A 15,181-nucleotide genomic window follows, 5' to 3' on the forward strand; every position below is an offset into this window, starting at 1 on the left:
CTCTCCGGGGTTATTCACTCTGCTGTCGCAGGTTGATGTTCTGTTCGATGGCGGTGAGCTGCTCGAGTTTCTCGGCCATGGCCTCGAGCTCCTGAGTGAGCGCCGCCTTCTCCTCCACGGCGGTAGCGTGAGCGCGGCGCTGTTCGGCCAGCTGGCCGGCCAGGCGCCGGCGCCCCTCCAGCTCGTTGAGCCAGTAGCGCAGCAGCGGCTGCAGCTCGGTTGGGGCACTCGCCAGGTCGGCCTTGTAGAGCTCAGAGGCAAGGTCCCACTGCTGCTCGCTCCCCCAGGAGAGCAGCACGGCGCGGGCCAGGCGGCGCTCCTTGGCCTCGCCCACCAGGCGCACCTGGATGGCCTCCCGCCACGCCCGGTCACCCCGCTGGGAGGCCAGGCCGAAGGCCACCCACTCGGGCAGCAGGCACTGGCCGTCGTCGAAATCCGGCAGCGCGTCGGCGTCGGTGCAGGAGAGCGTGCCCTGGCCCTGGGAGGCGTTCGGCATCGCTACCCCAGAGGAATGGGGCGCGAGCGGCGCGGGCAGATACTGACATCCGGTCAGCCACAGCGTGGTCAGACACAGCAGCCAGGGGCGTAGGGTCATGACAGGTCCTTGGTTGCATCGTTACCCGCCAGGGCGGGTTGCGGGTTCGGGTCTCCCGGCTCGAGCAACGGGGTCGGCCAGGGCAGGGTGAGCCGGAAGCACACCGCCAGCCGCGGGTCGTCCACCAGCTCCAGGCGGCCCTGCTGGAGGCGGGCGCAGTCGGCGGCCACCGAGAGGCCGATACCGGAGCCCTTGAGCGGGCCCTTGCGGCGCACCCGGCCCTGGTAGAAGGCCTCGAAGAGCCGCTCGCGATCCTCCTCGACGATCGGCTCGCCGCTGTTGGCCACCTCGATCACCAGGCGGTCCGGCAGCGTGCGGGCGCGGATCTCGAGTTCGCCGCCATCCTCACCGTAGGCCACGGCGTTGGAGATGAGGTTGTCGAGCACCCGGGCGGTGGCGGTGGCGTCGAGCGCCCAGGTCAGCGGACCATGGAAGCAGCTGACCCGCATCTCCTTGTTGTCGAGCGCCAGGCGGTGCTTGGCCAGCACCTCCTTAACCACGGTGGCGACGTCCAGCCGGGCGATATCGAGCTGACGGCTGTGCTTGAGCAGGTTGTAGTCGAGCAGCTGCTCGATCAGCTGCTGCAGCTCGCGCCCGCTGGTATCGATCAGGTCGAGGATCTCGCGCTGGCGCGGCGTGACCTCACCGGCCACGCCGTCGGCGAGCAGCGACGAGCCCTCGCGCACGCTGGCCAGCGGCGTCTTGAGCTCGTGGGACATGTGGCGCAGGAACTGCTGCTTCTGGGCCTCCAGGTCGTCGAGCCGCGAGGCCAGCCAGTCCAGGCGCTCGCCCAGGGTGACCAGCTCCGCCGGTCCCTTGAGGGGACTCTGGTGGCGCTCGGTGTCACCGCCCAGGCTGCCGATGCCGAGGATCCGCCCCTCGAGCTGGCGGATCGGGTGGATGATCAGCCGCGTGAACAGCAGCATCAGCACCAGGCTCGCCGAGACCAGCGCCGCGGTCTGCCACCACAGGCGGATCTGCACGTCCTCGGCGCGCGCGCTGATGGCGTCGATGCGCTCGTCGATCCGCCGATTGGTAGCCTGTCGCATCGCCTCGGTATGCTCGGCGAAGGGCAGGAAGTCTTCGAGGCGCGCCTTGAACGCCTCGAGCGGCAGGTCGGGCAGCTCGGCGAGGCCGTCCAGTGCCTCCTCCAGCGCCGCCACGTGGGGATCATCGGGCAGCAGCCGGCGCTGCTGGGCCAGCAGCTGCCGGAACTCCGCGAGGCGCTCGTCGAAGATATCCAGGAGCCCCTCCTGCTCGACCACCGCGTACTGCCGCGCGCCGCGCTCCATCTCCAGCGCCAGCGCGCCCAGCGAGCGGGCACGCCGGGTCTCCTCCACCGCCTGGCGGGCACTCACATCCGCCAGGCGCGAGAGCTCGGAGAGCGCCTGACCGGCCTGGATCATCAGCACCGCGAGCGGCAGCATCACGACCAGAAAGGCCAGCAACACCAGCTGCAACAGCGAGCGCGGGCGCCAGCGGCGCGTAACGGCTGTGGTCATGGACAGCGTTCTTTGCAGGAGGGTAAAGGGAGCCACCATCGTCCATCCCTAAGGATACCAGAGATCGGCCGACCGCCTCGCGCTCGTTCGGCCTCACCCGCAGGCAAAAAAAAGGGCCGGCATGGCCGGCCCAATACGCAGGGAACTGAAGGGTCTGGAAATGTCACCGATCGTCGACCTGGTTCGACCATCGCTGACCTCACCAAGGGCCAGAGGCCCCCGAAGCCATGCGAACGCCATCTGCCACCAGGGGCTGGTCGTTCTCATGCGGGTGGCCGGACAGCCACCCTGCTCCGTCACTGGCGGCAGCGCCTCGAGGGCAATGCCGCGCGAATCGATTCCCCCTGACGGGTCGAGCCCCTTGGGGGAGAGGCATCCTTGCCAGGGCATCCTTGCCCTCTCGATACCGATCCTTGCCTTTCAGCAGTACCGTCTCATCGCAACCTAAAGTCACACATCGCTGGAGCAGACACTGGTCGCATTCGGAGGACCGGACGCACAGGGTAGTGATGACGCGGCGCCCCCTCGGCAACCGGAAAACGGATCGAGCCGTATGACCCGTTTCCCTTGCTCATCCAACCTACTGCCAGTCGCGTGCCAATAAACTCACCATCTCTTTAAAATCATAACCTTAAATAAAATACAGAACGACTCGTGGGCGCATGAGACGCCCAGGCGGGAAAAAACAGGGGCAGGAGCGGGACATTTCGTCGCCAGATGGCGACGCCTTTCCGACCTAACCAGGAAAAACGTTTATTTTCAGATGGTTGCGGCGTTCCTCGACGGCGACGCCGGGCGAAAGCCTCGCGGCGACGGCCCGGCCGTTCAGCCGAGGGTCTTGATCAGGATCTTGGACTTGCGGGCGTGGTTGTAGGTGTCGCGACGCAGGGTGGGCAGTGCCTCGATGTCGGCCAGGCGAAAGCCGTGCTCGAAGAACCAGTGGGTGGTGTGGGTGGTGAGGGCGAACAGCGACGAGAGCTTCAGGCGGCGGGCCCGGCGCTCGATCTCGGCGAGTAGCCGCTCGCCCCGCGCGCCGCCCCGGTAGTCGTCGTGCACGGCCACGCAGGCCAGCTCGCCCATGTCGGCCTCGCCGAAGGTGTGCAGGGCGGCGCAGCCGATGATCATGCCGTCGCGATCGATCACCAGGTAGTCGTCGATCTCGTACTCCAGCCGCTCGCGGGAGCGCGGCACCAGCATGCCTCGCGACTCCAGCGGCTCGAGCAGTTCCACCAGCCCGCCGATGTCGCCGAGTTCCGCCGGGCGCAGCTGCTCGTAGCGATGCTCGGTGATCATGGTGCCCACGCCGTCGCGGGTGAACAGCTCGCCGAGCAGCGCGTCGTGATCGTGCCAGGAGAGCAGGTGGGTGCGGGCGACCCCATGGCGCGCAGCCACGCAGGCCGCGCCCAGGTGCCGAGCCAGTTCGCTGGCGGGATCGGCCTGGGTGAGCAACGGCGCGGCCTCGGCCGGGGTCAGCTGGCGCTGCAACTGTCCGCTGGCATCGACCAGCCCGCAGGCATCGCCGAGCAGGATCAGCTTGTCGGCGGAGAGCGCCGTGGCGGCATGGTGCGCCACCTCGGCGGCGTCCAGGTCGAAGACCTCACCGGTGCTGGAGAAGCCCAGCGGCGGCAGCACCACCAGGGCGCCCCGCTCGAGCAACCCCTCGACCGCCTGGTCGCGCACCCGGCGCACCTCGCCGCTGCGATCGAAGTCGACGCCGTCACGCACGCCCAGCGGCTTGGCCATCACCAGGTTGCCGGAGACCACGGTCATCTCGATCCCGTGCAACGGCGTGTTGGGCAGGCCGGGGGAGAGCCGCGCCTCCAGCCACAGCCGCTGCTCGGCGGCGATGCGCTCGACCCGCGCCATGATCGCCTCGTCGGCCACCCAGCGCCCCCGATGGCGTGTCGGCACGATGCTGGCCTCGTCGAGGGCCTGCTGCACCTGGGGGCGAATGCCGAACACCACCACCAGGCGCACGCCCAGGGTATGCAGCAGCGCCAGGTCCTGGATCAGCTGCTCGCCTCGACCGCTCGCCATGGCCTCCCCCTCGATCAGGATGACGAAGGTTCGTCCCCGATGGGCGTTGATGTAGGGCGAGGAGTTGCGAAACCAGTCGACGAAGGGGAAACGAGTATCCAAGGCCGCACTCCGGCAGCAGGTGAACGAAGGAAGGGTAGAGACTCACTATATCAGAGCGACGAAAACGGCGGCACCGGCAAGCTGGCAGCTGCTAATCAGCAGCATGGAATCAGCCGCCTCAAAAGAAACCCCGAAGGCCTCGGCCTTCGGGGTTTCTTGTAGCTCAGCGCTTGTAGCTCGGTGCTTAACCAAACATGCCCTTGAAGGTGAAGAAGAAGAGGATGGCGAGGCCGGCGCCGGCCGGCAGGGTGATCAGCCACGACATGGCGATGGTGCCAATCACGCGCAGGTTGAGCGCCGCCATGCCGCGGGCCAGGCCCACGCCGAGCACCGCCCCGACCAGGGTCTGGGTGGTGGAGACCGGCAGGCCAGTGCCCGAGGCCAGCACCACGGTCACCGCGGCCGCCAGGGTGGCGGCGAAGCCGCGGCTCGGGGTCAGTTCGGTGATGCCGGTACCCACGGTGGCGATCACCTTGTGGCCGTAGGTGACCAGGCCGACGACGATGCCGCCGCCGCCCAGCACCAGCACCCACCAGGGCACCAGGGCGGCACCCCCGATCTCGCCGCCGGTCTGCACCACGCTGATCACCGCCGCCAGGGGCCCCACGGCGTTGGCCACGTCGTTGGAACCGTGGGCGAAGGCCATGGCGCAGGCGGTGAAGATCATCAGCACGCCGAAGACCCGCTCCACCCCGGAGAAACCGAACTGGTCGGCCTGACGGCTGGAGGCCTTGACGCGACGCTCCATCACCACACCAAGCGCCGCGATCACCAGGCCGGCGAGGAGGGCGAGCAGCAGGCTGGCGCCGAAGCCGAGGTCCAGGCCGACGTGCTTGAGGCCCTTGGTGAGGGTCACCATGGTCACCGCGAAGCCGACCAGGAAGATGTACATCGGCACGTAGCGCTTGGCCGCGGCGAAGGGGTCCTGGGCCTCGAAGATCAGGTGCTGGACCGACTTGAAGAGCGTGAAGGCGATGGTGCCGGCCAGCAGCGGCGAGACCACCCAGCTGGCGGCGATGGTGCCCACCGCGCCCCAGTCCACCGCGCCCGCGCCGAGGCCCGCCACCGCGAAGCCGACGATGGCGCCGACGATGGAGTGGGTGGTGGAGACCGGCCAGCCCTTCATGGAGGCGACCAGCAGCCAGGTCGCCGCCGCCAGCAGCGCCGCCAGCATGCCGTAGACCAGCAGCTGAGGATCGTCCTTCAGCAGCTCGGGGTCGATGATGCCCTTGCGGATGGTGTTGGTGACCTCGCCACCGGCCAGCCAAGCGCCGAGGAACTCGAAGATCACGGCGATGATGATCGCCTGCTTGATGGTGATGGCCTTGGAGCCCACCGAGGTGCCCATGGCGTTGGCCACGTCGTTGGCGCCGACGCCCCAGGCCATGAAGAAGCCGAAGAGACAGGCGAGGATGATGAAGACGTCGCCGTGCTGCGCGATGATCGACATAGGGAGCGTTCCCTTGTTGCGGTCAGAAGAAGAGCGAAACAACGAGGCCCCGGGATCGCCGGGGCCGCTGCGTTCAGTTGGCCGTCATGATCTGCAGTCGGCTGCCGACGCGCTCGGCGCGGTCGGAGAGCTCGCCCACCCAGTCGATGATCTTGTAGAGGAACATCACGTCCACCGGCGGCAGGCGATCCTCGAGCTCGAACAGCTGGCGGCGGATCGCCACCTGCTGGCTGTCGGCCTGCTGCTCGAGCACGTGCAGTTCGCGGATCATCTTCTGCATCACGTCGGAGACGTTGCGCCCGAAGCCGGACTCGAGCAGGTCCTTGAGCTCCTCCAGGGCGTGGCGCGCCTGGGCCACGCAGGCCACCGCGGTGCGCATGTAGTCGCGCATTGGCTGGGCCAGCTCCTGGGGGGTCTGCATGCGACGACCGAGCATGATGCCGGTGATGTCGCGGACCTTGTTGGCGATCTTGTCCTGGACGCTGATCAGGTCGAGCAGGTCGGAGCGCGAGACCGGTAGGAACATGGTGTTGGGCAGGTTGAGACGCAACTCGGTCTTGAGCTCATCGGCCTCGTGCTCGAGGCGGGTGATGGTCTCGCGATGCTGCTGGGCGGTGTCCCAGTCGCCCTCGAGGGACGCCTCGAAGAAGGGCAGCAGCTCGTCGGCACACGCGTTGGCCTTGACGATGTGAGCCAGCAGCGGATGGAATGGCGAGCGGCCGAACATCGCGGAGAAGGGGTTGGATGTCACCATGGGGCATCTATGAACCTGGAAAAATGGCGGCGTCAGTATAGTGACTGACACCCCCCAGCGTCATGACAAATTCATCCAATATTCATCAAAACGAGGTGGCACCACGATGGCAGACGAGATCGAACTCAAGCTCGCTCTAGGGAGCGAGAGTCCCGAGGCCCTGCGACGACATCCCCGCCTGGCCGGAATCACGCCGACGCTCACCCACCTGGGCAACACCTACTTCGACACCCCCGAGGGCGATCTGGAGAGCGAGCGCATGGCGCTGCGCCTGCGGCGCGCGGACGGGCGGCTGCTGCAGACCCTCAAGACCCGTGGCCAGGGCGGCGGCGGGCTCTCGACCCGCGGCGAGTGGGAGTGGGAGGTGCCGGGCCCCGGCCTCGATCTCGAGGGGCTCGCGGCGCTGCCGCCCCTGGCCGAGCACGAGGCGGGCCTGCTCGAGCGCCTGGCCCCGCGCTTCGCCACCGACTTCGCACGCGAGACCTGGTGGCTCGAGCATGCGGGCGCGACCATCGAGCTCGCCCTGGATCTCGGCGAGATCCGGGCGGGCGAGCGGGTCGTGGCGATCCGCGAGCTGGAGCTCGAGCTCAAGGCGGGCGAGCCCGAGGCGCTCTGGTCGCTGGCCGAGGCCCTGACCGACAGGGTGGCGCTGCGCCCCTCGGACACCAGCAAGGCGGCCCGCGGCGGCGCCCTGCTCGACGGCGCGCAGACGCTGCCCGAGGCCACTTCCCCCGCCGGCTGGCTGCACCGCGCCACCGTGGCACTGGATGCCCTGGCGGATAGCGGCGACGAGGCCTGGCGCCGGGAGGCGCGCCGGGCCTTCCAACGGCTGGCGGAACTGGGCGATGATGCTAATGGAGACAACGACGCCGGCGCAGCCTCGCGGCGCGACGAGGCTCGGGCGCTCGCCGAGGCGCTGGACACCGAGCCCTGGCTGAGCCCGACCTTCGGGCGGCGCATGCTGCGCCTGGCCCGCCGGATACCCGGCGACGCCGCCCTGAGCTGACCTGAGCTGCCCCAGACCGACAGGCCCGGCCCGCCACCACAAGGACGACGCTCGTGAACTACCTTCCCAAGCCCGCGGGCGAAGGCCTGCGCACCCGGGTCTTCCAGATCATCTTCGAGTCCGACACCCTGGCGGCCAAGGCCTTCGACATCGCGCTGATCGGGGCGATACTGGCCAGCGTGCTGGTAGTGATGCTGGAGAGCGTCGCGGCCTTTCGCGACGGCCACGCGGCGCTCTTCTACTGGATCGAGTGGGGCTTCACCATCGCCTTCACCCTCGAGCTCGCGGTGCGCCTCTACTGCCTCGAGCGCCCGTTTCAGTACCTCAAGAGCTTCTACGGCATCATCGACCTGGTGGCGATCCTGCCTACCTGGCTGGCGCTGGTGCTGCCGGGCGCCCAGTCGCTGGTGGTGGTGCGCCTGCTGCGCACGCTGCGCATTTTCCGCGTGCTGCGACTGATGGAGTTCGTCGGCGAGGGGCGGCTGCTGGTGGATGCCCTGAAGCGCAGCAGCCACCAAATCTTCCTGTTCCTGTTCACCGTCTTCATGCTGGTGACCATCTTCGCCTCACTCGTTTACCTGATCGAGCCCGAGGAGGCCGGCTTCACCAGCATCCCCACCTCGATCTACTGGGCCGTGGTCACCCTGACCACGGTGGGCTACGGCGACATCGTGCCGGTGACCCCGCTGGGCCAGGCCATCTCGGTGATGGTGATGCTGATCGGCTACTCGATCATCGCGGTGCCCACCGGCGTCTTCTCCGCCGAGGTGATCCGCTCGATCCGCGCCGATCGCTACTCCGACGAGGCCTGCCCGGGCTGCGGCCACGACCGCCACGAGCAGCGGGCCAGGTACTGTCTGCGCTGCGGCACCTGGCTAGACGAGCACTCCCCCGACCCGCGCCTGTCCGAGCAGGAGCAGGAGGCCTGGCGGCAGGCCCGGGAAGGATCGGATGCAGATGACGACGAGGACGAGACGCCGCCGCCGGCGCGTTGAGCCGGCGGCGGGAGACCGACCCGGGAAATCAGGCCTGGAAGGGACGGACGTCGCCGCGCCCCTCGCGCAGGATGGTCGGCGGCAGGTCACGCAGGTCGATCACGCTGGTGGCCTCCAGGTGGCAGGCGCCGCCGTCGATGATCAGGTCGAGATGATTGCCGAAGCGCTCACGGATCTCCTCGGCATCGGTCATCGGCAGCTCCTCCCCCACCGGAATCAGGGTCACACTCATCAGCGGCTCGCCCAGGGCGCCCAGCAGGGCCCGAGTGATCTGGTGGTCAGGCACCCGCACGCCGATGGAGCGGCGCTTGGGGTGCAGCAGCAGCCGCGGCACCTCGGTGGTGGCATCGAGGATGAAGGTGTAGGCCCCCGGCGTGTGCGCCTTCAGCAGCCGGAAGACGTCGTTGTCCACCTTGGCGTAGGTGCCGATCTCCGAGAGATCCGAGCAGACCAGGGTGAAGTTGTGCTTGTCGTCCAGCGAGCGCAGCCACTTGATCTTCTCGATGGCCTTCTTGTCGCCCAGGTGGCAACCCAGGGCATAGCCGGAATCGGTCGGATAGGCGACCACGCCGCCGCGGCGAATGATCTGGATCGCCTGATCGATCAGGCGATGCTGGGGATTGTCCGGGTGGATCTGGAAGAACTGGCTCATGCGAGCTCCCTGTTCGGTGACCGGAAATGGTGTGCCTGCCACGATAACACGCGGCGCCGGGCACACGATCAGGCCCGCCGCCACCGGCGTGTTCTCAGCCGGCAGCCGTCGCGGCGATGCCGGCCAGACGCGGATGAGCCCACACCGGCGGCGTGGCGGTGCGTGGTACCGGGCTCATGCTGCCTGGCGCCAGGTGACCGCCGGGGAAATGGAAATCGCTGCCCACCGAGCCGTAGAGCTCGCGCTCCTGCAGCTGGCGCGCCAGATCACGGGTCACGTCGGGATTCTGGAAACCGCTGACCAGCTCCGCGGCCTGGCCGCCGGCGACGGCAAAGTCGTCGAGCAGCAGCCCGCGCTTGCGCCGGGTCAGGCCGTGGCGCAACGGATGGGCGAGCACCGCCACCCCGCCTGCATCGAGGATCCAGGCCACCGCCGTGGCGAGAAACGGCCAGTGGGCCTTGATGTCGCCGGCCTTGCCGTTGCCGAGGTGCTTCTTGAAGGCGGCACCGATATCGGGCACCAGCCCCGCGGCCACCAGCGCCCGGGCGAAGTCAGGCCGCCCCAGCGGGCGGTCGGAGCCGGCCTGCTCCCGGGCCCGGGCCAGGGCATCCTCGAGGCCGATCTTCTCGAGCCGCTCGGCGATGCGCCAGGAGCGCTGGTCGCGGGCCTCGGCCTGGGCCATAAGCCCCGCGACCAGGTCGCCCCGTGGCCCCTCGGGCAGCAGGCCCACCACGTGGATGTTGATGCCGCGCCACTGGGTCGAGAGCTCGGTGCCGGGAATCAAGCCGATGCCCTGCTCGCGGGCGGCGACCTGCGCCTCCTCGATGCCGTCCATGGTGTCGTGGTCGGTCAGCGCCATCAGGGTCACGCCCTTGGCCCGGCACAGCGCCACCACCTCGGCCGGCGGCAGGGCACCGTCGGAGGCCGTGGAGTGCATGTGAAGATCGACGCTGTGCGGTTCGCCCTCGAATCGGGCGGGCGGTGCGGTCATGGGCATGACGCCGGCAGGTGACTTTGTCAGAATGTCCCGACATGGTGCTCGCGCGGCCGGTGACGGTCAATGACGAGGCCATCGGCACCCGCGGCACGAGCCGCCCACCACCGAGGAAGAACCGCGATGCTCTACGCCATCATCAGTGAAGATGTGAACGACAGCCTGGAACGGCGCCTGGCCGCCCGTCCGGATCACCTGGCCCGCCTCGAGGCGCTGCGCGACGAGGGCCGCCTGGTGCTGGCCGGCCCGCACCCGGCCATCGACAGCAACGACCCGGGCGAGGCCGGCTTCACGGGGAGCCTGGTGGTCGCCGAGTTCGAGAGCCTCGAGAGCGCCCAGGCCTGGGCCGATGCCGATCCCTACATGATCGCCGGCGTCTATGCCAAGGCGATCGTGAAGCCGTTCAAGAAGGTCCTGCCCTGATCCCCATCCACAGTTTGACCTGTCCACAGCCGGTTTCCCACAGCTGCTGTGGACAAGCCTGTTGAAACGCCGCGGACGCCTTCCGCCAGCCCCGATACCATGCCGCCGCGGTGCGATCGATCAAACCTTGATCACCGCGCCGCCGCCTCCTCCGCCCCTGTGACCGGAGCCGCCCCGTGACCGCTGCCCCCGACGCCCTGCCGCCGCTCGCCGGCCTTCAGACCGCCCGCCTCGACTGGCGCCGGGATGACGGCGGCGAGGAGGCACCCCACTCCGCGGCCTTCGACGACGTCTACTTCTCGCGCCACGACGGCCGCGCCGAGACCGAGCACGTCTTCCTCGACGCCAACCGGCTGCCCGAGCGCTTCGCCGACTGGCAGGCAGACCGTCCCTTCGTGATCGGCGAGACCGGTTTCGGCACCGGGCTCAACATGCTCTGTGCCTGGGCCTGCTTCGAGGCCCACGCCCCACTGGTGGCGCGGCTGCACCTGATCTCCACCGAGAAGTTCCCCCTGGTACGGGAGGATCTCGCCCGGGCGCTCGCCGCCTGGCCGGACCTTGCCGAGCGGGCCGCCCGCCTGGTCGCCCAGTGGCCCGAGCCGGTGGCCGGCGTGCATCGGCTGTGGCTCGACGACCGGGTGACCCTCGACCTGCACTTCGGCGACACCACCGAGCGGCTCGAGCGGCTCGACGGCCGGGTCGACGCCTGGTTCCTCGACGGCTTCGCGCCGTCGAAGAACCCCGAGATGTGGCAGCCCGCGCTATTCGCCGCCATGGCAGCCCGCTCGCGCCCCGGCGCGACCCTGGCCACCTTTACCTGCGCCGGGGTGGTCAAGCGCGGCCTCAAGGCGGCCGGCTTCGCCTGGCGCAAGGTGCCGGGGTTCGGCCGCAAGCGCGAGATGCTGGCCGGCGAGATCGCCGCCCCCCCCGAGGATCGCCGGCGCGCGGCCACGCCCTGGTTCACGCCCCCCGCGGCGCGGCCGGCCCGCCACGTGGCCGTGGTCGGGGCGGGCATCGCCGGCACGAGCGTCGCCGCGGCGCTGGCCCGGCGTGGGGTGGCGGTCACGCTGATCGACCGTGAGGACCCCGGCAGCGGCGGGTCCGGCAACGACCAGGGCGCGCTCTACGTCAAGCTCGCCGCCGACACCAACCCCCAGAGCCGGGTCTATCTCGCCGGGCTGCTGCACAGCCGCCGCCTGCTCGCGACGCTGGATCCCGAGCAGGCGCTGTGGATGCCCTGCGGAGTGCTGCAGCTGGCGATGAGCGACAAGGAGCAGGCCCGTCAAACGCGCTTCCTGGCCCATCATCCACTGCCCGATAGCGTGGTCCACGGCGTCTCGGCGGACGCGGCGTCGCGCCTTGCCGGCACGCCGCTGGACCACGGCGGGCTTCACTACCCCAAAGCGGGCTGGGTGCGCCCGGCGGCGCTCTGCCGGCGGCTAGCGGCCACGCCGGGCGTGGGGTTCCGCCGGGCGGAGGTGACCGGACTGACGCCGGAGGACGACGGCTGGTCGCTGGCGCTCGCCGACGGCGAGCACCTGGCGGCCGACCAGGTGGTGATCGCCACCGCAGCGCTCGCCAACCGCTTTCCCCAAACCGCGGCGCTGCCGCTGCAGCCGGTGCGCGGCCAGGTCAGCCGACTGACGCTGCCCCGTGGCGCACCCACGCTGGAGCGGGTCATCTGCGCGGGCGGCTATGTGTCGCCGCCGATGGGCGGCGTGCTCACCTTCGGCGCCACCTTCGCGCCGAACCAGGCCGCGACCGGGGTGCGCACAGCCGATCACGCGGCCAACCTAGCAGAGCTCGAGGCCACCCTGCCGGCCTTCGTGGCCGCCCTGCGCGAGGCGGGTGCGGCGCTCGAGCCGGCCGGGCTGGAGGGCCGGGCGGCGGTACGCGCCGCCAGTCCCGACAAGTCGCCCTACGCGGGCCCGGTGCCGGTAGCCGAGGCCTGGGCGGCGGACTATGCACGGCTCGCCAAGGACGCCACTCGGGTGCGCGAAACGCCGGGGCGCCACCACGGCGGCCTGTGGATCAGCGCGGCCCATGGCTCCCGGGGCTTTTCCAGCGCCCCGCTCTGCGCCGAGCTGATCGCCTCACGGATCTGCGACGAGCCGCTGCCCCTGGAGGCGCCGCTGGTCGATCACCTGCACCCGGGGCGTCGGCTCATCCGCGACCTGATACAAGGGAAGCATGACTCAGCATCAGCGAGAGGCGTCGGGAACGGCTCGTAGAGGGGCCTCTACGCCCTACCCTTCCTCGTCGTCGGCCAGGTCGCGGCCGAAGGCGCGCCACTGGGCCAGGGTCATTACCTCGGTGGACTCGGTCTCGAGGTCGTGGGCGATCAACAGCTCGCCGCGGTCGAGCTGGCCCTTGAGCTGGCCGACCCAGCCGCGCATGCCTTCGCCGGTGTCGGTGGTATCGTAGCCCTGGCGGGTGACGAAGGCCTCCAGCAGGCCGTCCAGGGTCTCCGGCGGCAGCATGCGGTAGGGCACTTCGATGAAACGATTGCCGTTCATTGGTCCGCTCCTCCCTGTTCCCATTCGGCCAGCCGCTCGAGGAAGGCGGCCTCGTCGATGACCGGCACTCCCATCTGTTCGGCCTTCTCACGCTTGCTGCCGGCGGCGTCGCCAGCCACCACGCCAGCGGTCTTCTTCGAGACGCTGCCGGCTACCTTGGCGCCCAGCGCCTGGAGGCGCGCCTTGCCCTCGTCACGGGTCATGCTCTCGAGGGTGCCGGTGAGCACCCAGCTCTGCCCGACCAGGGGCTGGGGGCGCTCGCCGATGGCCTCCTCTTCCCAGGTCAGGCCGCAGGCCAGCAGGTCCTCGATGGTCTCGCGGTTGTGCGGCTGCTGGAAGAAGGTGTGCACATGGGCCGCGACGATGGGGCCCACGTCGTCCACGGCCTCCAGGGCGGCCACGTCGGCGGCCATCAGCGCCTCCAGGCGGCCGAAGTGGCGAGCCAGGTTGGCGGCGGTGGTCTCGCCCACCTCGCGGATGCCCAGGGCGAAGATGAAGCGCGCCAGCGTGGTCCGCTTGGCCTTGTCGAGGGCCGCCACCAGGTTCTCGGAGGACTTCTTGCCCATCCGCGGCAGTTCGGTGAGGCGCTCGGCTTCCAGCCGGAAGAGGTCCGCCGGCGTGGTCACCCACTCGCGCTCGACCAGCGCCTCAATCAGCTTCTCGCCCAGGCCGTCGATGTCCAGCGCGCGACGCGAGGCGAAGTGCTTGAGCGCCTCCTTGCGCTGGGCGGGGCAGTAGAGCCCGCCGGAGCAGCGTGCCACCACCTCGCCCTCGAGGTGCTCGATCTCGGAGCCGCAGGCCGGGCAGTGCGCGGGAAAGACGATCGCCTCGGCATCGACCGGACGATACTCGGTGAGCACCCTGACCACCTGGGGGATGACGTCGCCGGCCCGACGAATCGCCACGGTATCGCCGATCTTCACGTCGAGCCGGGCGATCTCGTCGGCGTTGTGCAGGGTGGCATTGGAGACGGTGACGCCGGCCACCGAGACCGGCTCGAGCCTCGCCACCGGGGTGATCGCCCCGGTGCGCCCGACCTGGAACTCCACGTCGTTGAGTCGGGTGGTCTCCTCCTGGGCAGGAAACTTGAAGGCGATCGCCCAGCGCGGGGCCCGCGCCACGAAGCCCAGCTCGCGCTGCAGGCGCAGGTCGTCGACCTTGATCACCACCCCGTCGATGTCGTAGCCGAGGCGATCGCGCTTCTCGCCAAGCGCACGGCAGTAGTCGATGATGCCCTCGGCGCCCTCCACCACGGCGAGCTCCTGACTGGTGCGAAAGCCCAACTCGCCGAGACGGGCCATTAGCTGGCTGTGGCTGACGTCGCCCTGCTCCGGCTCGAGGCGTGCCACCTGGTAGGCGCTGAACTCCAGCGGCCGGGTGGCGGTGACCCGGGGATCGAGCTGGCGCAGGCTGCCGGCGGCGGCGTTGCGCGGATTGGCGAACACCTTGGTGTCCTCCTCCCGGGCCCGGTCATTCAACGCCTCGAAGCCCGCGTGGCTGATGATCACCTCGCCGCGCACCTCCAGCAGCTCGGGCGGGTCGTCGCCGCGCAACCTGAGCGGGATGGAACGCAGAGTGCGCAGGTTGGAGGTGATGCCCTCGCCGGTGCGGCCGTCGCCCCGGGTGACGCCGGCGGTCAGCTCTCCCCGCTCATAGACCAGCGAGACGGCGGCACCGTCGAGCTTGGGCTCGCAGCAGAAGACCAGCGGCTCACCATGCGCCTCGAGGCGGTCGGCGACACGCCGCACGAAGGCCTTGATCTCCTCCTCGTTGAAGGCGTTGTCCAGGGAGAGCATCGGCACGGCGTGCGCCACCTCGGGAAAGCCCGCGTCGGGCGCGGCCCCGACCCGCTGGGTGGGCGAGTCGGCGGTCACGAGTTCGGGATGCGCCTCCTCCAGCTCCAGCAGGAGACGCAGTCGACGGTCGTAGTCGGCATCGGTCATACGCGGCTCGTCGAGCACGTAGTAGCGGTAGTTGGCGTCGTCGAGCTCGGCACGCAGGCGCGTCGCCTCTTCCTGAATCGATGGATCGGTTTGGCTCATGGGGCAATCTGGTTCTCGATCGATGGCGAGGGCCGTGAAGCTCGAAGCTCGAAGCTCGAAGCTCGAAGCTCGAAGCTCGAAGCTCGAAGCTCGAAGCTCGAAGCTCGAAGCTC

The 15,181-nt window shown here is 69.5% G+C and carries 13 protein-coding genes; 4 read left to right on the forward strand and 9 right to left on the reverse strand.

Features of this window, described 5'->3' with window-relative positions:
• Positions 1–10: 10 nt before the first annotated feature.
• From FEI13_RS16740 to FEI13_RS16760, 5 genes are all read right to left on the reverse strand, one after another.
• Complete coding sequence (locus tag FEI13_RS16740) at positions 11–595, reverse strand: hypothetical protein (RefSeq protein ID WP_138182658.1); 585 nt, start codon at positions 593–595, stop codon at positions 11–13.
• Complete coding sequence (locus FEI13_RS16745) at positions 592–2,097, reverse strand: sensor histidine kinase (RefSeq protein ID WP_138182659.1); 1,506 nt, start codon at positions 2,095–2,097, stop codon at positions 592–594. Before FEI13_RS16745 ends, FEI13_RS16740 begins: the two co-directional genes overlap by 4 nt.
• 825 nt (positions 2,098–2,922) lie before the next feature.
• On the reverse strand, positions 2,923–4,236 hold the full coding sequence (gene argA / locus FEI13_RS16750; RefSeq protein ID WP_138182660.1) for an amino-acid N-acetyltransferase: 1,314 nt from the start codon (positions 4,234–4,236) through the stop codon (positions 2,923–2,925).
• A gap of 184 nt (positions 4,237–4,420) precedes the next feature.
• A complete protein-coding gene (locus FEI13_RS16755; RefSeq protein WP_138182661.1) occupies positions 4,421–5,686 on the reverse strand; it encodes an inorganic phosphate transporter in 1,266 nt (421 codons plus the stop codon).
• Positions 5,687–5,759: 73 nt separating this feature from the next.
• Positions 5,760–6,440, reverse strand: a complete 681-nt coding sequence (locus tag FEI13_RS16760) for a TIGR00153 family protein (protein WP_138182662.1) — start codon at positions 6,438–6,440, stop codon at positions 5,760–5,762.
• Between the two features lie 106 nt (positions 6,441–6,546).
• On the opposite strand from FEI13_RS16760, the gene FEI13_RS16765 reads away from it, so the two are divergent.
• Complete coding sequence (locus FEI13_RS16765; RefSeq protein WP_138182663.1) at positions 6,547–7,446, forward strand: CYTH domain-containing protein; 900 nt, start codon at positions 6,547–6,549, stop codon at positions 7,444–7,446.
• Between the two features lie 53 nt (positions 7,447–7,499).
• The gene (locus tag FEI13_RS16770; RefSeq protein ID WP_138182664.1) at positions 7,500–8,441 is read left to right on the forward strand and encodes an ion transporter; all 942 of its coding nucleotides are present in this window, start codon (positions 7,500–7,502) and stop codon (positions 8,439–8,441) included.
• Positions 8,442–8,469: 28 nt separating this feature from the next.
• On the opposite strand, the gene FEI13_RS16775 is transcribed toward FEI13_RS16770, so the two are convergent.
• Complete coding sequence (locus FEI13_RS16775; RefSeq protein ID WP_138182665.1) at positions 8,470–9,093, reverse strand: L-threonylcarbamoyladenylate synthase; 624 nt, start codon at positions 9,091–9,093, stop codon at positions 8,470–8,472.
• A gap of 94 nt (positions 9,094–9,187) precedes the next feature.
• Positions 9,188–10,090 carry a PHP domain-containing protein gene (locus tag FEI13_RS16780; protein WP_138182666.1) on the reverse strand — a complete coding sequence of 301 codons (903 nt, stop codon included), beginning with the start codon at positions 10,088–10,090 and terminating at the stop codon, positions 9,188–9,190.
• Between the two features lie 120 nt (positions 10,091–10,210).
• Here FEI13_RS16780 and FEI13_RS16785 point away from each other — a divergent pair, with 120 nt between their 5' ends.
• Both FEI13_RS16785 and mnmC read left to right on the forward strand, forming a co-directional pair.
• Entirely contained in the window at positions 10,211–10,510 is a 300-nt protein-coding gene (locus tag FEI13_RS16785; protein ID WP_108445195.1) for a YciI family protein, read from the forward strand.
• 176 nt (positions 10,511–10,686) lie between these two features.
• Positions 10,687–12,741, forward strand: a complete 2,055-nt coding sequence (mnmC, locus tag FEI13_RS16790; RefSeq protein ID WP_138182667.1) for a bifunctional tRNA (5-methylaminomethyl-2-thiouridine)(34)-methyltransferase MnmC2/FAD-dependent 5-carboxymethylaminomethyl-2-thiouridine(34) oxidoreductase MnmC1 — start codon at positions 10,687–10,689, stop codon at positions 12,739–12,741.
• A 15-nt stretch (positions 12,742–12,756) separates the two neighbouring features.
• Here mnmC and FEI13_RS16795 read toward each other — a convergent pair whose 3' ends face one another.
• A complete protein-coding gene (locus tag FEI13_RS16795; RefSeq protein WP_138182668.1) occupies positions 12,757–13,026 on the reverse strand; it encodes a YheU family protein in 270 nt (89 codons plus the stop codon).
• On the reverse strand, positions 13,023–15,068 hold the full coding sequence (gene ligA, locus FEI13_RS16800; RefSeq protein WP_138182669.1) for an NAD-dependent DNA ligase LigA: 2,046 nt from the start codon (positions 15,066–15,068) through the stop codon (positions 13,023–13,025). Before ligA ends, FEI13_RS16795 begins: the two co-directional genes overlap by 4 nt.
• Positions 15,069–15,181 lie beyond the last annotated feature (113 nt).

This window comes from Halomonas urmiana, assembly GCF_005780185.1.
GTDB lineage: Bacteria > Pseudomonadota > Gammaproteobacteria > Pseudomonadales > Halomonadaceae > Halomonas > Halomonas urmiana.